Annotated in this window: 14 protein-coding genes; 5 read left to right on the top strand and 9 right to left on the bottom strand. The window is 54.1% G+C overall.

What is annotated here, in order from left to right; all coding sequences use genetic code 11:
- Positions 1-291: 291 nt before the first annotated feature.
- The 6 genes from JK176_RS09895 to JK176_RS09870 all read right to left on the bottom strand — a co-directional run bounded on the left by JK176_RS09895 (position 292) and on the right by JK176_RS09870 (position 9,074).
- The gene (locus JK176_RS09895) at positions 292-2,733 is read right to left on the bottom strand and encodes a TonB-dependent receptor (protein WP_211587671.1); all 2,442 of its coding nucleotides are present in this window, start codon (positions 2,731-2,733) and stop codon (positions 292-294) included.
- Between the two features lie 160 nt (positions 2,734-2,893).
- Positions 2,894-4,288, bottom strand: coding sequence for an NCS1 family nucleobase:cation symporter-1 (locus JK176_RS09890; RefSeq protein WP_211587670.1), 1,395 nt, complete (start codon positions 4,286-4,288; stop codon positions 2,894-2,896).
- Between the two features lie 42 nt (positions 4,289-4,330).
- Positions 4,331-5,593 carry a Zn-dependent hydrolase gene (locus JK176_RS09885; RefSeq protein WP_211587669.1) on the bottom strand — a complete coding sequence of 421 codons (1,263 nt, stop codon included), beginning with the start codon at positions 5,591-5,593 and terminating at the stop codon, positions 4,331-4,333.
- 39 nt (positions 5,594-5,632) lie between these two features.
- A complete protein-coding gene (gene preA / locus JK176_RS09880; protein WP_211587668.1) occupies positions 5,633-6,913 on the bottom strand; it encodes an NAD-dependent dihydropyrimidine dehydrogenase subunit PreA in 1,281 nt (426 codons plus the stop codon).
- A 3-nt stretch (positions 6,914-6,916) separates the two neighbouring features.
- Positions 6,917-8,215 carry an NAD(P)-dependent oxidoreductase gene (locus JK176_RS09875; protein ID WP_211587747.1) on the bottom strand — a complete coding sequence of 433 codons (1,299 nt, stop codon included), beginning with the start codon at positions 8,213-8,215 and terminating at the stop codon, positions 6,917-6,919.
- 202 nt (positions 8,216-8,417) lie between these two features.
- Entirely contained in the window at positions 8,418-9,074 is a 657-nt protein-coding gene (locus JK176_RS09870) for a TetR/AcrR family transcriptional regulator (RefSeq protein ID WP_211587667.1), read from the bottom strand.
- 97 nt (positions 9,075-9,171) lie between these two features.
- Between JK176_RS09870 and hydA the strand changes: the two genes are divergently transcribed.
- Positions 9,172-10,590: a dihydropyrimidinase gene (gene hydA, locus JK176_RS09865; RefSeq protein ID WP_211587666.1), complete on the top strand. Its 1,419-nt coding sequence runs from the start codon at positions 9,172-9,174 to the stop codon at positions 10,588-10,590.
- Between the two features lie 54 nt (positions 10,591-10,644).
- Here the strand turns inward: hydA and JK176_RS09860 are convergent, their stop codons facing one another.
- Both JK176_RS09860 and JK176_RS09855 read right to left on the bottom strand, forming a co-directional pair.
- Complete coding sequence (locus tag JK176_RS09860; RefSeq protein ID WP_211587665.1) at positions 10,645-11,052, bottom strand: tautomerase family protein; 408 nt, start codon at positions 11,050-11,052, stop codon at positions 10,645-10,647.
- 25 nt (positions 11,053-11,077) lie between these two features.
- Positions 11,078-12,367, bottom strand: coding sequence for an aspartate aminotransferase family protein (locus JK176_RS09855; RefSeq protein WP_249194429.1), 1,290 nt, complete (start codon positions 12,365-12,367; stop codon positions 11,078-11,080).
- A gap of 226 nt (positions 12,368-12,593) precedes the next feature.
- On the opposite strand from JK176_RS09855, the gene JK176_RS09850 reads away from it, so the two are divergent.
- From JK176_RS09850 to JK176_RS09840, 3 genes are all read left to right on the top strand, one after another.
- A complete protein-coding gene (locus JK176_RS09850; protein ID WP_211587663.1) occupies positions 12,594-14,009 on the top strand; it encodes a PLP-dependent aminotransferase family protein in 1,416 nt (471 codons plus the stop codon).
- A gap of 523 nt (positions 14,010-14,532) precedes the next feature.
- Entirely contained in the window at positions 14,533-15,690 is a 1,158-nt protein-coding gene (glf, locus tag JK176_RS09845) for a UDP-galactopyranose mutase (protein ID WP_211587662.1), read from the top strand.
- A 156-nt stretch (positions 15,691-15,846) separates the two neighbouring features.
- Positions 15,847-16,917, top strand: a complete 1,071-nt coding sequence (locus JK176_RS09840) for a glycosyltransferase (protein ID WP_211587661.1) — start codon at positions 15,847-15,849, stop codon at positions 16,915-16,917.
- A gap of 323 nt (positions 16,918-17,240) precedes the next feature.
- Here JK176_RS09840 and JK176_RS09835 read toward each other — a convergent pair whose 3' ends face one another.
- Positions 17,241-18,641 carry an FAD-binding oxidoreductase gene (locus JK176_RS09835; protein ID WP_211587660.1) on the bottom strand — a complete coding sequence of 467 codons (1,401 nt, stop codon included), beginning with the start codon at positions 18,639-18,641 and terminating at the stop codon, positions 17,241-17,243.
- Between the two features lie 591 nt (positions 18,642-19,232).
- Here JK176_RS09835 and JK176_RS09830 point away from each other — a divergent pair.
- The gene (locus JK176_RS09830) at positions 19,233-21,380 is read left to right on the top strand and encodes a TonB-dependent receptor (RefSeq protein ID WP_211587659.1); all 2,148 of its coding nucleotides are present in this window, start codon (positions 19,233-19,235) and stop codon (positions 21,378-21,380) included.
- The last annotated feature ends 2 nt before the right edge of the window (positions 21,381-21,382 follow it).

The following is a 21,382-nucleotide window of genomic DNA, read 5'->3' as shown; positions in this document are numbered from 1 at the left end:
ATGAGACTATAACCAAGACGATAAAGTCCTTTGTCCGTTCAGCGCTTTTGTCAGCGTCTCAACGGCATATCAGACATTGAGGCCAGCGAGGCGCAGAGCGATGGCAGGAGCGCGTCTGTTCGTGAAGTTTTTTTTGCGCGGTCAAATTCGGCCGGAATACGATCATCAAGACCGACCATAAAAACTCAAGCAGCTGACCAAACATGCGAGAGAAACTCAAAACCTTGAGAAACAGATCGCGCTGCTCCCCAAGGTTCTGAACTCATGAAAGTCTTAGAACTGGATCGCGTTTTAGAAACCCGTCGAGAGCGTCACCATCGCACTGAAAGGCACCTGAAGATAATAACTCGGAGCAGAACCAGCTATTGTGCCGCCGAAAACACCCTTCGTCGCATTGGCATTCGTTGTAAAACCATAAACGCCACTGCGGAACTTGGCCCCCGTCAGGTTCTGCATATTGAGCTGAATCTGCGGCGATTTCAGGAAACCCGCGTTATGGAAACGGTATCCCATACCGACATTGTTCGTGATGTATTGCGGAATGGCGTTATCATTCGTGAACGTGGCGTACTGCTTGCCCACATACTTGACCTGCCCGGAAAACCAGAAGCTGCCATCGTCATAATCAATGCCAATCCCTGCCATCTCATGCGGCGAGCGAATGGCCGTCTTACCCTTGGTCGGCAGATAGTCCGGGGTCCCGCCGATCGTGGTCGCCGCGATATTGTTGTCGATGGTTGAATGCAGATATTCAAATGTGACGTAGGGACGCAAGTGATGCCAGATCGGACGCGTGCTGAGCTGGACATCGACACCGCGTGTCGTCTGGCCACCGGCATTGACGGTCTGACTGTAAGACGCCCCGCTCATGTAATAGTTGAGGGACTGCTGGCGGTTCGACAGATTATAGTTAAAGAAGGACACCGACCCGACAATGACATCGCCATTATAGCGATACCCCAGTTCCTCCTCGATCGTATATTCAGGATTACTGGGGCCGCCAATCTGCGTTCTCTTTTTTGCGGTTCCATAATAATCGACAAGAGACGTATTGGACGGCATTTTGAAATTGGTGCTGCCAGATACATAAATCTGGTTCTTGCGATCAAAGTTCCAGGACAGCCCGATCTGCGGCAGCGGCTCAGCGCTATGCAGGTTCCGGTTATACTGCGTGCCGGGGGTATAGTTATAAGTCCGACGCGTGACCATAGCCTCTTTGAAACCCAGATCAATCTTCAGGCGATCATTGAAATATTTCATCTCATCGCCGATGAACAGCATGTTCACCTGCGTCAGGGTCAGGAAGTTGCGAACCTTGTAATCCTGTCCTGTCGTCGTCTGAAGAATACTGCTCGTCCCCCAGATATTGGATGGCTCTCCAGTGGACTGATTCACGCGGCCATAAGGCGAGAACTGAAGTTCGTTGGAATATTCGTACCACCACCCAATAGAAAGATCATGATGATGGTCGGGCTTGTAGTGCAGGGAGAGCGTATTACCCGTCCGGAACTGTTCCTGATTGGACGGCGTCAGGGCCAGAGCGCTACTGGCACCATTCAGATCCAGTGCCACAGACTGATTACCAAGGCCCGTCGAGGCATTCACCAACCCTGCGCCGGTGCCGTTTCCGATCCCATGCCAGAAATAGACAGAATCCTCGATTGTGATTTTCGGGGAAACCACAATATGGGTCGGAAGTACCGCAACCACGTTGCGGAAAGGATTGACATGCAAGCGGTAATAATTGGCACCTGAACTCGCGCCAGTATAATACGCCGCGTAATCGTTGCTATAACCGGACTTCAGATAACTGGGCAGGCTCGGGTTCAGATAGGAATCATTGACCTGATCGTTATACGAGACCGTCAGGCCGGTATGGCTTCCGTTATTGAAATCTTTTACGGCCTTGAAGTCATAATGAAACTTCTCCGCCTGCCCTGCTCCGCGATACTGGTTCGCTTTTGTATGGCTGAAAGCGAACATGGCCCGAATACCGCTGTTTCCGATATAGCCGGAATTCAGGCGCAGAAATTCGCGGAACGTATCGAACGATCCGAAGGAAACATCCAGAAGCCCTCCCGCGCGCGTCGTCGGATTTGTCATGACCATACTGGTCAGACCGGCGGACGCATTCACCACGGGGCTGTTAAGATCAACCGAACCCGGCTGGAGCGAAACACTTTCCAGATCTTCGGATTCCAGCACTTCGTTCGCATAGAACTGACCGCCGCCAATATCGTTCAGGGGCGCGCCATCGAGCATCCAGCCCACTTCGCTCTGGTCAAATCCCCGGACATTGACCTGCCCGGAATACAGTCCCGCCGGATCCTGCTGTGCAACATTCACGCTCGGCAGCATGGCAATCAGCTGCTGAACATTCGCAGAAGGCATCTGCTTGGCAATAAAATCGCGCGTGACCGTCTGAACGGCCTTTGCCGCTGTCTCGACCCGCATCAGACCGCCGCCGGGAGAACGCGTCCGCGTGCTGCGTCCGGCAACGCTGATTTCCTCAACCCGCCCGGACGCCGTCATGTCGTGTGCAGGGCTTTTCGCGGCTGGTGCGGGCGAGGTTGCGGCCTTGGCCGTCCCCGATGTCGGCCTGCTACCGGAAGGCGCGGCACGAGACGGCGTATGAGACTTATGGCCTGAAGACGCCGCATGGGCGGCCACGCTGGCCAATGCTGTACCCGCCAGAAGCGTTACATAACAGGTTCGGATAAAAGGAAGCGACATGGAAACGCGTTTTCCTTCAAAGGACATATCCTGCAACGTTCTGCTGCGGATGAACGGAACTGAAACATTACGAAGCTGACTAAACAGTCAAATTAGTAGCAAGCCTGACGGCAGGACACAATGATTCGAGTCCGCAACAGATAATTTTTACACCAAATTGTCACACAACACGGTTCAGACCCAGATACAGCCCGAACCCGATCAAAACCCCTGCAAACCAGGACACATCTCCCAATGCATGCAGGGCCGGGACCACCTGCCCTGCAGATGCGACAGCGCCCCCAACCGCCAGCGTGATAAGTGCCGGCACATGCCAGCCAGCCCGCCCGTCATAAACATCGCCATGTCGGTAAAGCGCACCAACATCCAAAGCCTGCCGCCGGACAATATAATAATCAGCCAACATAATGCCCGTCACGGGCCCCAAAGTCCCACCGATAATATCAAGCATCCGGTAGATATTGTCCGCATGATCGAACCAGAGCCAGGGCATGAAGAAAACGCCCAACCCAAGAACAAGCCGACTGGCCCGATTGAAATCGAGATACCGGGGAAAGAGATTGATCAGATCGTAAGACGCGGGAAGAATATTAGCGACTACATTGACAGACAATGTCGCCAGAATGAGCGTCGCCCCGCCAATTACCGTCACAAGCGGCTGATTGAGCGCAAGAAGAAGCTCCGTCGGATTCCAGATCGGCCGCCCGAACAGCAAAACCGTCGCCGATGTGGTGATGATGGCCATCGGTGTGAAAACAAGCGCCGTCAGAGGCAGCCCGATGGCCTGCCCGACAACCTGATCGCGCTGCGACCGGACAAACCGCGAGAGATCTGGAATATTCACGGCAAACGTCGCCCACATCCCGATCATGCCCGTTACACCCAGCGCAAACGTCGCCAGAAAGGCCACCCCGTGCAGCCGGGATGGAACGGAAAACAGCGGCCCCAGACCATGCCCCACCCGCAGCCCCCAGACCGTCGCCACAAGCCCCACAACAATGACCAGCGGCCCCGCGACCAGTTCGAAATTCTTGATACGATGAACCCCATGGCTCGAAATCCAGGCATGAAGCGCCCAGATAATCGCCATCGCCGCCCAGCGCTTTTCCGGCATTCCCAGAAAAGGCGTGCTGAAAGACGCCCATGTCGCACTCAGTGTGGAAAGAATGGCATCCATCGCCTGTGTCGCGGCATAAGCCTGAACGGAAAACCAGAAAATCGCACAGAATCCCCGCAAAACAACCGGAATCTGCGCGCCCTTCGGCCCGAAGGCGGAACGGATCAGAACACAGAACGGAATCCCGTATTGTGTTCCGGGCCGCGCATTGAACCACATCGTGACAAACAGGATCGCATAGGCAACAGCCACAACCTCCAGACATTCCCATGCCGAGAGACCAAGAGCCATAAGACCCGCCGCCGCTTCATAGGCCACGATGTTGTGGACCATTCCCATCCAGACTGTGGCCATGTTCAGCCACGACCAGGTCCGTTTCTCCGGCGCAACCGGGGCGAGTTCCTCATTATAGAGATCTGCTGCAAAACCCGCCGTCATCAACGCTCCTCTCCCAGTCTGAAAAATCCGCCCCCGCGCCTGTCAGAGACGGCTATCCGTCTCCAGCAAAGCCCGAAGAAGCACATTTGCCCCCGCCGTCACATCGTCAGGCTCAGCGCTTTCCTCTTCGTTATGGCTCAGTCCTCCGGCACACGGTACAAAGATCATCGCAGTCGGGGCAACCTGCGCCATATAAGTCGCATCATGGCCCGCTCCCGAAACAATCCGCTGCGCCGGATAGCCCAGTGTATCAGCCGCACGCGCAACAGACCCAATACATTCGGGGTCGAACTGAACCGCAGGCGTATCCCACACCCGCTCGATCTCCACCGTCAACCCGGCCTTTTCAGCTAGGTCCGACGCCTGTGCGTAAAACGCCTCTTCCATTTTCTGGACGATACGATCATCAGGATCACGGAAATCAACCGTAAAAAACACTTCTCCCGGAATAACGTTACGACTGTTCGGCCTGTTCTCGATCAGTCCGACCGTTCCAACTGAATCCGGCCCATGCGCCAGCGCAATGGTCTGCACCGCATCAATCATGCGCGCGGCCGTCACCAGAGCATCAGCCCGCAATCGCATAGGCGTGCTCCCGGCATGAGCGTCCTGCCCCCTGAGCGTGACCTCATACCAGCGCATGCCCTGCACCCCCGTCACGATCCCGATCGTTTTCTGCTCGACCTCAAGGATCGGCCCCTGCTCGATATGCAGTTCAAAATACGCCGCCACAGGATGCGCGCCACAGACTTCCGCCCCCCGATATCCAATGCCCTCAAGCGCATCCCCGAAGCGCACGCCCTCCCGATCCTTCGTATCGAGCGCCTCCTGCTCCGTAAACACACCTGCAAACACACCGGACGACAGCATGGCGGGCGCAAAGCGCGACCCCTCCTCGTTCGTCCAGTTGATCAGTTCGATCGGATGACGGGTCTCCCGCCCCGTTTCATGCAACGTACGCAGAACTGCCAGCCCACCCAGAACACCAACGATTCCGTCAAATTTCCCACCCGTCGGCTGCGTGTCGAGATGACTTCCCATCGTTATGGGCGGCAGCGTATTCTCTACTCCCGGACGCCGCGCAAACTGGTTCCCCATGGAATCATGAGACACCGTACATCCCAACGCCTCACAGGCCCGGACAAACCAGTCCCGGACCTGACGGTCCTCCTCCGTCAGGGCAAGGCGCCTGATCCCGCCCTTCGGTGTCCCCCCAAACCGGGCCGTCTCCAGAATATCGTCCCAGAGCTTCGTGCCATTCACGGTAACATTGCCAACCGCGCCAGATGCGTCCTGTGTGCTCATTGTCGTTCTCCGTTTTCGGGTTTTTGCGGACCGTGGCGATCAGCCCGCTTTTGCGGGGATCTTGCGCATGGGATTGTTAGGATGTTCGTTCCATGTCTGCACGCCCTCAACCGGCTGCGGCACCATCGTGATGCAATCATCCACCGGGCAGACATGCGCACAAAGGTTACACCCCACACACTCCTCATCAATGACTTCATAATGACGCTCACCATTCAGCAGCGTCTTGGAAATGGCCTGATGGGACGTATCCTCACACGCGATATGGCAAAGGCCACATTTGATGCAGGCCTCCTGATCAATCGCCGCAAGCGTCCTGAACTTCAGATTGAGCTGATTCCAGTTGACGAAATTCGGAACTGCACGTCCCGTCACATCCGCGATCGTCTCAAAGCCCTTCTCGTCCATCCAGTTGGACAGACCATCGATCATGTCTTCCACGATCCGGAATCCGTAGTGCATCGCAGCCGTACACACCTGAAGGGACGTCGCCCCCATCACCAGAAATTCGGCCGCGTCCCGCCAGTTCGAAATCCCCCCGATCCCTGAAATCGGCAGAACGGACGTATCGGGCGTCCGGGCAATCTCCCCCAGCATCCGCAAAGCGATCGGCTTCACCGCAGGCCCGCAATAGCCGCCATGCGTGCCCCGCCCGTCCACAACGGGCATAGGCGCCATCGCATCCAGATCGACCCCAACCACGGACTGAATGGTGTTGATCAGCGAAACCGCATCCGCTCCCCCACGCAGGGCCGCCCGAGCCGGATTGAGAATATTCGTGATATTGGGCGTCAGTTTCACGATCACCGGCATCCGCGTGTACTGCTTGCACCACCGCGTCACCATTTCCACATATTCCGGAACCTGCCCGACCGCAGAGCCCATGTTCCGTTCAGACATGCCGTGCGGACAGCCGAAGTTCAGCTCAATACCATCCGCCCCCGTTTCCTCGACCAGCGGCAGAATGCGCTTCCAGCTTTCCTCCACACACGGAACCATGATGCTGACGATAATGGCCCTGTCCGGATAATCCTTCTTGACGGCTTTGATCTCCGCCAGATTGACCGCCAGCGGACGATCCGTGATGAGCTCAATGTTATTCAGCCCAGCCATACGCTGACCGTTATAACGCGTGGCCCCATAACGACTGCTGACATTCACAACCGGCGGGTCCTCGCCCAGCGTCTTCCACACCACGCCACCCCAGCCAGCTTCCAGCGCCCGGCGGACATTATATTCCTTGTCAGTCGGCGGCGCCGAGGCCAGCCAGAACGGATTAGGAGAACGGATACCAGCGAAATTGATGCTTAGATCGGCCATGTCTCAGTTCCCTGCCTTCATCAGATCCGCCGTGATGGCTTCAGCCGCATTGCGACCATCGCGAACAGCCGCCACAGTCAGATCCTCGCCCGCCGTGCAGTCTCCACCGGCATAAACGCCTTTCATGCTTGTCCGCCCCTCGGCATCCACCTTGATGCGTCCAGCTTCGATCACGATGTCGTCCCCCGCCAGAGGGTCCGGCAGGAATAGTTGTCCCACCGCCTTGAGAACCATGTCCGCCTCAAGCGTATAGTTTCCCTGATCGTAAGCCGCCCGCCCATCCTTCACGAAACCACGGGCGAAAGTGACGGACGCAACGCCGTCCTGGGTTCCATCAATTCGCACAGGGGCCGACCAGTACCGGATCGTAACGTCGTTCGTCTGCGCCCATTCCTGCTCCACCGTCGTCGCAGACATGTTTTCCGCAGCCCGACGATAAACCAGCGTAACCTCCTCTGCGCCCAGACGTTTTGCCTGCACAGCGGCATCAATGGCGGTGTTCCCACCCCCGATCACAACCACACGCCGCCCGACGGCAACATCCGATTTCGTCGGAGACGTCCGCAGTTCTTCAATAAACTCCACGGCATTGTGCACGCCCGGAAAATACTCCCCGACAATCCCCAACGCCCTGACACCGGCATGACCAATCCCGAGGAACACGGCATCATACTCCGCCCTCAGAGTCGCCAGCGTCATATCCCGACCAAGCAGCATCCCGGTTTCGATCGTGATCCCACCGATGGACAGAACAAATGCCACTTCCTGCTGCGCAAATTCATCCGCCAGCTTGTAAGCCGCAACACCATATTCGTTCAGACCACCGGCTCTGGCGCGCGCATCGAACACCACAACATCATGCCCCTGCATCGCCAGCCGATGCGCGCAGGCCAGCCCCGCAGGCCCCGCCCCCACAACAGCAATCCGCCTGCCTGTCAGGGACGCCCGGCTGAACGGCTGCTTGCCCGTCCGCATCTGCCAGTCCGTGGCATAACGCTGAAGCGCCCCGATCTGGATTGGCCGGTCTTCCTGCGTATTACGGACACATTTGCCCTCACACAGGATTTCCGTCGGACATACCCGCGCACAGGCTCCGCCGAAAATATTCGACTCCAGAATGGTCCGTGCTGATCCTGGAATATTCCCTGTTGAAATCTTTTTGATAAACCCCGGAATATCAATCCCGGTCGGACACGCCTCAATACAGGGCGCGTCGTAACAGAAGTAGCACCGATCGGATTCGATGGTAGCCTGTCCCGCCGTCAAAGGCGGATGCGCGTCCGAGAAATTCCGTGCCAGCATGTCCGGAGGCAGGCGGTTTGCAGCGATATTCGGAGTCTGATCCACGAAGAAAACTCTCCATCATGTGCATTTCGTGACACACCATGACTGAATTCAGACCGATTCCGCAACGTAAACTTGACCACACGGTCAGGAAATTACACTCTCCTCAGGCAACATTCATTTCCCGACCGCCAAACAGGGAGACATTTCCTTGCTGAAATCACCCCAGATCCTCAATATCGTTGCAGAACCCCAGAATCAGGCGCAGGATCGTCTGCAAACCCGCCTCGAAATCGGCATCACGCAACACTACATGTCCCGTCAAAGCCGTCATCTGCGCGCTCATGTCCGCATAGGCCTGCGTCATTGACCAGATGGCAAACATCAGATGGGTCGGATCAATGGCTGGCATCTGGCGCTCCGTGTGCCAGACGTCAAATGTCCGTGCCCGTCTCGCCACATGCTCTCGCAGGGTTGTAGACAGATAATGGTGGATATTGCCCGCGCCATGCAAAAGCTCGTAGGCAAAAATCCGCGATGCATCCGGGCGCTCGCGGGAAAACGCCATCTTGGCCCGGATATATCCTTCAAATCCTTCCCGCGCCCGCCGTTCGGGCACCAGCCAGTAATCAGCGTCCTGCAGCCAGAACGTCATGATATTTTCGAGAACGCTGCGATAAAGCTCCTCTTTCGTCCCGAAATAGTAATGGATATTCGGCTTGGGAACGCCAGCTTCGCGGGCAATTTCATTCATGCTCGCCCCGCGAAAACCATGTCGGCCAAACACACGCTCAGCGGCTGCGAGAATGGCCGCTTCAGCCGCCTGCCGCGGCGCGCCCGGTCCGGCCCTGTGAGGAGGAGAAAGAGTCTCTGTCATACCGACATCGTTCTCCCCTTTCCGCCCGCTGACAAGACCAGGCGCGTCCTGATGACAGGAAATTCCGCCCTCCCCTGTTCCGCAAAAGGATAAACCCATGCTCCTCATCCGTGGTGGCACCGTCGTAACGGCCGAAACCTCCCACAGGGCGGATGTCCTGTGTGACGATACACGCAGGATCGTCGTCATAGGCCCTGATCTGGAAGCGCCCTCAGGCTGCGATATTCTGGATGCGGGCGGCCTGCTGGTCATGCCCGGCGGGATCGACCCGCACACCCATATGGAAATGCCTTTCATGGGCTCCATCGCAAGCGAAGATTTCTATACAGGCACCTCCGCAGGCGTCGCCGGTGGCACGACGACCATCATCGATTTCGTCATCCCTGAACCCGGACATTCCCTGCTCGGCGCCTGGAAAGACTGGCGGCGCAAAGCGGAGAAATCCGTCTCCGATTACTCATTCCACGTCGCGGTGACGCATTGGGACGAGAAAGTCCATGAAGACATGGGCACCTTGACCCGGAACTGTGGCGTCAATTCCTTCAAGCACTTCATGGCCTATAAAAACGCCTTGATGGTAGACGATGACGTCCTGCTGCGCTCCATCAGCCGCGCACTCGAACTCGGCGCCTTATGCAACATCCATGCGGAAAACGGTGACGCCGTCGCCTATCTTCAGGCCGATCTCCTCAATCGCGGCATCACCGGCCCGCAGGCACATCCCCTCTCCCGACCGCCCGCCGTGGAAGGAGAAGCCGCCCAGCGCGTCATCGCCATCGCAGGACTGCTCGGCGCCCCGATCTACATCGTGCATGTCTCAACAGAGGAAGCCGCCGCCGCCATTGCCGCGGCCCGCGCCCGCGGTCAGCGTGTCTATGGTGAAGTTCTGGCCCAGCATCTCGTGATCGACGACAGCGTCTACGAAGACCCCGATTGGCTCGGCGCGGCCCAGCACGTCATGAGCCCGCCCTTCCGCCCCAAACACCATCAGAAAGCCTTATGGGCGGGGCTGGCTTCCGGCCAGCTTCAGACCACCGCCACCGATCACTGCTGCTTCTGTGCGGGACAGAAGGAACAGGGTCTGAACGATTTTACGAAAATTCCGAATGGCACCCCCGGCATCGAAGACCGGATGAGCGTCCTGTGGCACCACGGCGTGCGGACCGGAAAACTCACCCCGCAGGAATTCGTGGCCATCACCTCCACCAACACGGCGAAGATCTTCAACATTCATCCCCGCAAGGGCAGCGTCTCCGTAGGCGCGGACGCCGACCTCGTCCTGTGGGACCCGCAGGCCAGCCGGACGGTCTCGGCAAAAACCCACCACCAGAATGTCGATTACAACATCTATGAAGGCATGACCCTGACCGGTCTGGCCCGCTACACCATCAGTGGCGGCAAAATCGTCTGGGCCGACAACGATCTGCGCGTCACACGCGGCGCAGGCCAGTATGTGGAGCGGCCCTGTTTCAGCCCGGACATGCAGGCCGCTCTCCACCGCAAAGAGACGCCCTGACCTCCAACCCGGATCAGGGAAGCCCTGATCCGGAAACGCCAAAGTCTCAGACGCTCAGTCAGGCTTCTTTCCGCCCAGTTCGCCCGTCAGGAACTGGGCGCGACCATAACCGAAAGACCAGTGGGCATCTTCGTTCTCAACAACGGAGATCATCACGTCCGAGGGCGCAATTCCACACTCTGCCTCCAGCCGCTCCACCAGCAGCCGATAAAACAGCGCATTGGCCTCTTCCCCGCGCGGCCGACTGAACACCTGCAACAGCACGACGTTCCCGGTCCGCGAAATATCCAGTCCCGTATCCTCCACAATCATGCGCGACGGCTTGTGCTCCGAAACGATCTGATAGCGGTCTCCCCGCGGCACCTTGAACGCCTCCAGCATGGCCTCATGGGCCGCATCGAGAAGCGTCTTGATTTCACCGTCGGAACGGCCTTCGACAAGATGGAAATGCAGAAGTGGCATGTCATGTCCTCATTGGGTATGGTGTTCAGGAAACGGACAGGAACAGACGGCGAACACCATCAATCATTCCGCGAAGCTGCTCTGGCGTCGAAATAAACGGCGGTCCAAAGGAAATCGTATCGCCCGTACAGCGCAGAAGCAGCCCTTCGCGCAGCCCGCGCTCGAAAATGGCCAAACCCCGCGCACCGGGCGCACCCTCGGCAGGGAACAGATCCACCCCCGCCGTCAGCCCTATATTGCGGATATCCTTGACGGCAGGCAGATCGCGTAACGCGTGCACGGCCTCTTCCAGAACCGGCTCCAGCGCACGGACCCGCGCGAAAAGGGACTCTTCTTCCATGACGTCCAGAACCGCATGGGCCACCGCCGTCGCCATCGGATGGCCGGAATAGGTATAGCCATGCGCAAACTCGATGGCATTTTCCGGGCCGGTCATGAACGTGTTGTAGATTTCATCCGTCACAATCACGCCCCCCATGGGGATAATGCCGTTCGTGACCGCTTTGGCGAACGTGATCATGTCCGGCTTCACGTCGAAACGCTGCGCCGCGAAGTTTTCGCCCATACGGCCAAAACCCGTAATGACCTCATCGAAAATCAGCAGGATGCCGTGTTTCGTGCAGATCTCACGCAGCTTTCGCAGATATCCCACAGGCGGCACGATCACCCCCGTCGATCCCTGCACTGGCTCCACGATCACCGCGGCAATTGTCGACGCATCATGCAGCCCGACCAGACGCTCCAGATCCTCGGCATGATCCGCGCCCCATTCCGGCTGCCCGCGCGAAAACGCCATGTGTTCGGGATTGTAGGTATGCCGCAGATGATCCACCCCCGGCATCATGCCCGAAGCGAACATCTTGCGGTTCGGGACAATCCCGCCAACGGACATGCCGCCAAAACCGACGCCATGATAGCCGCGCTCACGCCCGATCATGCGAAAACGCTGCCCTTCCTGACGCAGCCGATGATACCCCAGCGCAATCTTCAGCGCCGTATCCACCGCCTCGGAACCGGAATTGACGAAAAAGACATGATCCATTCCATCCGGCGCCAAGCCTGCGATCCGCTCCGCCAGATGCACCGTCTGCGGGTTCGTCAGCTGGAACGGCGGCGCATAATCCAACGTCTCGGCCTGCGTCTTCAGCGCCTCCACGATCCGGGGATGCGCATGCCCCAGCGGCGAACACCACAACCCCGAAAGCGTATCAAAAAGCTCCGTGCCATCCGGCATATAATAATAAGGCCCCTTCGCAGACGTCAGAAGCCGCGCCTGCGGATCGGCCCGAACCCGACGATTGGCCGTAAAGGGCATCCAGTACGTGCCCTTGCGGAGGGTCTCGATACAGTCAAATTCATTGGTCAGTTTCGACACGATACGCCTCGCAGACTGATGATGGATGCATCCATGAACGGCCCTGATGCGCCAGCCCCGTCACATCTGAAAAAAGCTATCCTGAATAGGACCGGAACTGAATATATACAGTCAGGGAAATATGAGCCTAATCTGTACTGCCAGAACGACCGGTACAGACAGCCCCATGATCCAGCCCCTGATTCAGACAGACCCCCATTCCCCCACCCCGCTCGTTACCCAGATCGTCCAGCAGGTCAAAGCCCTCGTCCGCAGCCACGACTGGACACCCGGCACTCGTCTGCCCTCCATCCGTCACCTTGCCAGACAGTGCAGTATCAGTCCCCTTACCGTTTCCAATGCCTATAACCGCCTTGTCGCCGATGGTATTCTGGAGGCCCGACGCGCCAGCGGGTTTTTCGTACTCAGCCAGGAGCATCCACCGACTGATGGGCTCGTCGCGCTTGCGGACATCACTCCATCTATCGACTCCTCATGGATGCTCCAGCGGGCTTATGAAAACAACGCCTCCATCGTGCAGGCGGGATGTGGATGGTTGCCTGACAGCTATCTTTTCCGTGAGGGAATTCGCCATGCCCTGACGGCTCTGGGGCGTCGTCCCGATCCGGAGATGTCGGGCTACGGTAATCCTTATGGACATACCGGTCTTCGGGAGTTGATCCGCTTGCTCCTGATGCGGCAGGGTATCAGATGTGACCTGTCGGCGCTCATCCTCACACATGGTGCCAGTCAGGCTCTGGAGTTGAGCATCAGATGTCTGACCCAGCCGGGAGATACCGTTCTGGTGGAAGACCCCGGTTACTGCAACCTCTTCCCAGCTCTTGAAGCCCTTGGCCTCCGGACGATCGGCATTCCGCGGCTTCACGATGGTCCCTGCCTGGCGACACTCGAGCGCATTGCCAGCACGGAGCAGCCGAAAGCCTTTATCCTCAACACCCGGCTGCATAACCCGACCGGTACGAGTTGCAGCCCCTCTGTCACGCATCACGTTCTCAGTCTGGCCGAGCGTCATGATTTCATGATTATTGAAGATGACATTTTCGGCGGCCTTGCGGATGAGAATACCCCCACTCTGGCGCATCTGGACCAGTTGCAACGGGTCATCTTCATCAGCAGTTTCTCAAAAACGATTTCGCCGGGACTGCGAGTGGGATTTCTGGCCTGTCCTCCGACAATCTCAGCCCGAATCCTGCGCCTCAAGATGGCCAGCAGTCTGACAAGCAGCTCCATGAACGAAGCCATCGTCCATACCATTCTTGCAGACGGACGATACCGGCTGCATTTGGAGAAATTGCGGGAAAAGCTGACCAACGCTCGAAAAGCAGCCATATCGTCCCTGGAAACTGCCGGCCTCGAAATTTTCTCATACCCCGACGGTGGCATGTTCCTGTGGGCCCGCTTTCGCTCAGGGCTGGATCCTGTCCCAGTTGCCCGGAAAGCTGCAGAACAGGCCATCATGCTCGCCCCAGGTTTTCTATTCAGTCCAGATCAGAATCACACTCCATGGCTCCGTTTTAATGCCAGCCAGATGCATGCCCCACAGCTTTTCCACTTCCTGAAACGGCACTGCATCATCCGGTGATTGTCTTGGATAAATACTTTTCTGTGTTTTTTAAATTAATGAGAAGTTCATCTTCTATGAAATCTGGCACAATAAAATGAAGCACGACGATCCAAAAAGTCGTCCATGTCTTTACATTTTCCCGCAGCATTAAGGACAGCCTGAACACTAGGCTCGGAGACACTGTCTCATCTGCAGCGTCGCTGATATCGTTAACCGTGATCTCGCACTTCCTCGCCAAATCCTGTTGAGAGTCGGGGAGATAGAGCACAAGGCATACCCACAATTGAGTGGCAGATCAGATCTTTATCATCTCATTGAATTCAAGACACAAAAAGAGAAATTCTTCTTTTCGGCAGTAAAAAAGAGAGCACATCTCACGTCAAGAACGTACCGATAACACTACAGGCGCCACATAGAAAACCAACATTATCGTTAAATAGTTATTAAAGTAACCACGATCACGATAATAAATTGACACCTATCTTCAACGAATTTAAATTATAAAATAATTATGTATTAATCCTTTCCAAGGAAAATCACATTGTCACTATCTTTCTGTGTTGTCGGAGCAGGTTTTAGCGGAGCCGTCATAGCCCGCCATCTTGCAGAACAGGGGTATAAAGTCACTCTTGTTGACGAACGCTCGCATATCGGTGGCAACTGTCATACAGAACGCGATGCAGAAACTGGCATAATGGTGCATCGGTATGGCCCGCACATTTTCCATACTTCCGATCAGCGCGTTTGGGATTATGTGAGACGATTTGGAACATTTCATCCCTATATCAATCGCGTTAAAGCCATTTCACAAGGGAGCGTCTATTCTCTCCCGGTCAATCTACTCACCATCAACCAATTTTTCAGAACTGTTATGGGGCCCAAAGAGGCCAGAGAGTTTATCGCTGGGAAGGCTGATAATTCTATTGTAGACCCTCAATCCTTTGAAGAACAAGCATTAAGCATGATAGGTCCAGAACTCTACCATGCCTTTTTCTATGGATATACACGCAAGCAATGGGGCTTAGACCCCAAGGAATTACCAGCATCCATTCTTAAAAGACTTCCATTGCGTTTCAACTATGACGATAATTATTTTAATCACACGTATCAAGGAATGCCGGAAGAGGGATATACCTCAATAATACAGAATATTCTTAACGTTGACGGTATCGAAATCAGAACCTCCTGTTCTTTCGAAGAGATTGATGAGAAATTTTCCCACGTTTTTTATACGGGGCCGATTGATCGTTATTTTAAGTTTGAATTAGGTCGTCTTGGGTATAGGACGCTCGATTTTGAACGATTTACCGTCGACGGAGACTATCAAGGAACTGCCGTTATCAATTATTGTGACGAACAGGTTCCTTTTACGCGAATCTCTGAGCACAAACATTTTGCACCATGGGAGCAAAATAAATTTTCAAAGACGGTGTGCTTTAGAGAATATAGCAGACTTTCTGAAAAAAAAGACGTTCCTTATTATCCGATCCGGCAAGTCAATGAGAAACGCATGTTAAACAGTTATATAGAGCTTGCCCAACAACAAAAGGGCGTCTCTTTTCTTGGCCGTTTAGGAACTTATCGTTATCTTGATATGGATGTCACTATCAACGAAGCCCTGATGGCTTGCGATCAAATCGATAGCGCTTTAAAAACTTCACCTTCAGACATTCCTTCTTTCTTTATCGATCCTCGATGAGAAATATTCGAAAATTCTGGTTGCCAGAGCCATGGCCAGAGCTCCTTTAATAAAAGTTTTTACTGAAGTCTCGAAAGTAAAAACTTTGGAATCCACTATTCTTTGTCCAAAATCCATCAAAAATAGAGGTAAGTAATGATCAGAGTTTTTGTCCAGATGAGCTATGGATATGGCGCCAAAAACTGGAATACCAGATTCCGTCAGGGAAAAATTCTCGGTACCAATGAGCCTTATGCTTATGGATACCACCGAGCCAATTCAGATAAAATTAAAGTAACCTACTCTGAAGATATCGTAAAAGAAAACCCGATTCAAAAATCTGTTCGCTATGCTGCACGGTTAATACTTGGCTTCGATTTTATACAGGTCTGGAGAAACCGCAAAGAAATCGCAAACGGAACAGATGTGGTTTGGACCTACAATGAATCGCAGACACTTGGAGTTATGCTCTTAAAAAAATTATTCTCTCTGAATAAGATTAAAGTTATCGGACAAAGCGTATGGCTGATTGATAAGTGGCCTAAAAATAAAATTAGGAAAATGCTTTATCGATGGCTCTTGAGGGATGTTGATGTCCTGACTTTTAATAGCAAAGTAAACTCTGACATTGCAAAAAGAATGTTCCCGAATAACAGAATTGAATTTACAAAATTCGGAATACGCTGCGACGAAATGATTCCGTATTCTGAAAAAAATACGGGAAATATTATAGCTGTTGGTAACGATCGTTCACGAGACTGGAATACGCTTGCTGTTTGCGCCTCTCATATGAAAGATGAGACATTTTTCCTCGCTACACAAAGTGCCTCCGCAATCGCCATTGCGGGCAAGCATCCCAACATGATCATTGCCGGCTTAAAGACCAATGATGATATGGCTTCTTTCTATGATAAAGCTATTCTAGTTATCGTTCCATTGGAACGTAATAACTATGTAAGCGGCCTGACGGTTGTAGAGGAATCTGGAGTTATGGGCGTTCCATGTATTGTAACAGATACTGGAGGGCTTAGAGACTACTTTAATGATGATATGGTCTATTTTGTTCCTCCCAACGATCCAGAAGCGCTACATGAGGCTATAAAATTTCTTTTGGACAACCAGGATAAACGTGCGCAGATGGTAAAAAATATACAAAATTATATGAAAAATTCTCTCAACAGTGAAACCTATGCGAAAGAATATGTTGATATCACCATGGACCTGAATAGATCATATCATTGGATATAAGTTTACATTTAAATAACTGAACGATATGGCTCTTTCGTGAACGTCTGACGCAGGGTGGCATTGGAAGGCTCTTCGGGTACTCAATGCCATACTGCTCAACGCCGGTTATTTACCGATATCGGGCGGGTCAATATCGTCTATACTATGCGCCACTTTCTCTCTTTGGAGAGGATTCATGTCATCGCGTAATAATCCAGAACCCAGGCTCTACGCTTTGCAACAGACCCAAGACAAAAGAACCATCGCTTAATGGTTTTTCAGTTTCTACATGTTGTAAAATAGGTTCCTGATCTCCATATTTTTTCCAGACATCATTCATGAGACTATGACCTTCTAGGTAAAGTCTTGCCAGGATTCAAAATCCCTTTGGGATCAAAGGCCGTCTTGATGGCCAGCATCATGTCCAGAGCTGAAACGTTTTTATGCCGCGTCATGGAAGGCAGTTTGCAAAGGCCGATACCGTGCTCCGCCGAAAATGTTCCACCCATTTCAACTGCGAGTACATCAATAGCCGCGCGTAAAGCTGCTTCAACGATAGGATCGTTTTTTGAAGGCCACACCGTATAATGGATGTTTCCGTCTCCAAAATGCGCGACAGCAATATCACTAAATCCGGGATCAATCGCCCTCATTATTCCTGGAATGCGGTCCATATATTCAGCGATGCGTTCCAGCGGGACGGCAATATCGGTGTCAATTACCGGGTGCCTGTGAAAAGCGAGTTCAGCAGCAGCCTCTCGAAGCGCCCACATCTCCTGACGTTGCATATCGCTTTGTGCGATAACGGCATCCGCCAGGATCCCCCGCTCCAGGGCGTCAGCCAGCACTGTTTCCAGAAGTTCTTTCAGTGCTTCATTTCGCACGGTTGCAAGCTCCACCAGTAGCACCGCAGGATAGGCGGTATCGAAAAACCGGCGCGTATTCGGCATGAGTTTCTCATATCCGGCAACATAGTTGCGAGACATGAATTCGTAAGCCGTCACTGCATTTCCCGATGCATCCTGAAAAGCATTCAGCAATGCAGGTGCTACTCTCAGATCCTCAAGCGCAACGAGTGCCGTCGCGTGATAGGCCGGACGAGGATGCAGCTTCATGATGGCCGCGGTGATGATTCCGAGTTGCCCTTCCGCTCCGATGACAAGATCACGCAGATCAAAGCCGGAATTGTCCTTTTTCAGGGCTGTCATAAGATCGAGAATGCGTCCATCCGGCAGCACGACTTCAAGCCCAAGACAAAGATCGCGCACATTTCCATAACGCAGGACATTGCTTCCCCCCGCATTGGTGGAGAGCACCCCTCCTATCATCGCCGAACCCGCAGCACCGAATGCGAGGGGGAAGGTCAGCCCGTCTTGTTCGACAGCCGAATCCAGTGCTGCGACAATAACACCCGCCTCGACAACGGCCACGCGGGCATCGCTCCTGATTTCGCGAATTCTGTTCATTCGTTCAACGGAAACCAGAATGGACTCCGGACCGTAAGCGCCTCCATTTAGGCCCGTATTCCCGGCAATCGGAACGACAGGAATACGGTATTGATTGGCAAGACGAAGGACGGCCGCAACTTCCTCGCACGTTCCGGGACGAACGACGGCAAGAGGTCTGCCTTCGAACTGTCCTGTCCAGTCCTTCGCCCAGCGAGCCGTTTCGTTTCCCGTAAAGATCTGCTCTGACCCGACAATCGCCTGCAATCTCGCATGGAGCGCCTGTATGCGGTCATCCATTTCCATCATCATTCCCGTCCTGAACTCATATTTCGATCCATACGCCCTTCAGTCCTCACCACATCCGTCGAATATTTGTTCCGAGAACCAGAGATCATACGGACGGCCGAACTGCATTCTGCCAAGCTCGTGCCACTACATATTCCAGAGATTCTTTATGCCTGATCGTTTCGATCAAAACTTTTTTCAAACACCTCATACTGGCGGTCAAGGGGTATAAGCTGAATAAATACTGAGAGGTCCAATTCTGATTATGCCAGTGGATTTAGAGCGAGATTCTGCTGTTTGTATCCCTTATCGTTTCAGCATCACACCAAATTCCCTGGCTGGAACGGAACTGCCGATATGCTGACGAAAAACGGTTATAAAATCCTTCTTCTGTCGGGTTGTGCGCTGTACTTTCAGCCGTCGCTCGCGGCATCGAACACAAAAAGCGGGAAACCTGCTTTCATACACAATGCTCCGCGAGCCAAAGCCGCTCTCTCCCAAACCAAGAAAGCTGCGCCTCCTCATAAAGACGAATATATCTCAGTCCATAAACAGGTGGTTGGCGCCAACGGTGTTACGAACACGACACCGGGCGGAGGCCTCATGCCTATCCAGACGGCCGCAAAATCAGTCAGCGGCGTCTCGCGTGACTATATCGCCAAACAGTCCCCAACAGCCAACGCCGTCACCCTGCTTGCGATGAGCCCCGGTGTGGTCGTTTCAGCAAATGATCCTCTTGGCCTCAGTGACCGGATGAACGTCTCCATTCGTGGTCTGAACCAGACCGAACTGGGCACGACTTACGAAGGTATGCCCGCAGGCGACCGCCTTTATTACACGCCCTTTGCCACTGAATGGTCCGATACGGAAAACATCAGCCATCTCGACGTTTCTCAGGGCTCTCCTGATATTGATGCGCCTGTCTACAACTCGGTAGGCGGGCAAATCCGAGCTTCGGCGCGGCAACCTTCCCACAAAGCGGGCGGATATATCGACCTCAGCGGTGGTAACAAATCTCTCAACCGGCAGTTTATCCGCCTCGACAGCGGTGAAATCGGTCATACCGGGATCCGGAACTACACGTCCTTTTCCCATACGGAAGTGAACAACTGGCGCGGGTCAGGCAATACGAAGCGCTACCACGTTGATAGCCACTTCCTGAAGGAATGGGGCCATAACAGCATCGCCCCGTTCTTCGCATGGAACTGGATGCGCACGGACGTCTACACCAACCCGACCCTCAGCCAGTGGAAGCAGTACGGCATTTCCTATAACTATGCCGGTAAATACTCTTACGGAACCTCCAATTACTATAAGCTGCGCTTCAACCAGCGGCAGAACGTCATCGCCGCCATACCGACGGAGTTCGAACTCCTGCCGGACCTGACATTCAAGATCACGCCGTACATCATGTATACGCGTGGCTTCATCAATAGCGGCGCGAACGTTAACGGGAATTCGATGTTCGTCGGAGACCAGTCGGTCGGCACGGTACAACTCCCCTACAGCGTCAACAATGTCGCCACGGTGGAAAACGTCGATGCCTATACTCAAACTGCAGGAGGCCAGAACGCGACCCTGACCTGGAAGCATAAATTCAACACGCTTCAGGTCGGTTACTGGTACGATTACTTCGACCACAACGAAAACACCTCGTACACGCCGGTCGAACCGAACGGCAACGTGATGAACGAGTATGGCGGCAATCCGATCAAATCGTCTTCAGGAACGGTTATCGGGACCTATAACGGTCATCTCATCCAGCAGACAAACGCCATTTTCATCAACGATACGATGAAATTTTTCAACGATCGCCTCGTGCTGAATGCCGGGTTCAAGGAAGTCATGGTCTCCCGCCATGCGACCAGCGCGCTGCCTGGGCCGACTTATGCCGTCAATAAAAACGATGCCGAACCGCTACCGCAGCTTTCGGTCAGCTATCGCATTACGCCGCATGACCAAGTGTATTTCAGCGCCTCGACGGCTTTCAAGGAACCGGCCGCGCTGAGCGCCTATGTCGACATCTACAGCGCCACAACGGGGAAAAAGACCAGCAGCCATTCGAGCAATCTGAAGCCGGAATACTCAATCTCCGAAGAAATTGGATACCGCCATTACGGCGCAGTCAATTTCTCGGCGGCAGCGTTCAATTACAATCTGACCAATCGCCAGATTTCCAGCATTACATACGTCAACAACAGCCCGCAGTCCTTCTCGGTCAATGGTGGCGGCCAGACGATCCGTGGCGTACAGGCGGAACTGAGCCTTCCGGCATGGCATCATTTTTCTCCGTATATTTCGGGGCAGTACCTCCATTCCGAAATGGGTAACAATATTCAGGTCGGAAACGACTACCTGCCAACCAAGGGAAAAGCTTCGGTTCTTGCCCCGAAATTCACTGGCTCCATCGGTCTGAGCTATGACGACACCCGTTTCTTCGGGAACTTCACATTCAACTATGTGGATTCACAATACAGCACCTTCATGAATGACCAGAGCATTCCGGCATTCAAAACGGCCAATCTTTCGGCTGGCTATCGTTTCCAGAAAATCGGCCCGGCCCAGCATCCGCAGATCCAGCTTAACCTGATGAATATCGGTGACGAGCATTATCTGTCCGGCGTGAACGGCATTGCCACAAATGCTCATGCGACAAAGGGTATTTTCGGGACGGCGATTGCGGCAGGTACGCCGACCTATTACGTCGGGGGCGATTTTGCAGTCGCATTCTCCCTGAGTTCCGACTTCTAACG

Source organism: Gluconobacter sp. Dm-73 (assembly GCF_018256215.1).
Taxonomy (GTDB): Bacteria; Pseudomonadota; Alphaproteobacteria; order Acetobacterales; family Acetobacteraceae; genus Gluconobacter; species Gluconobacter cadivus.
The sequence above is the reverse complement of the archived record's forward strand: the minus strand, read 5'-3'. Positions and strand labels throughout refer to the sequence as shown.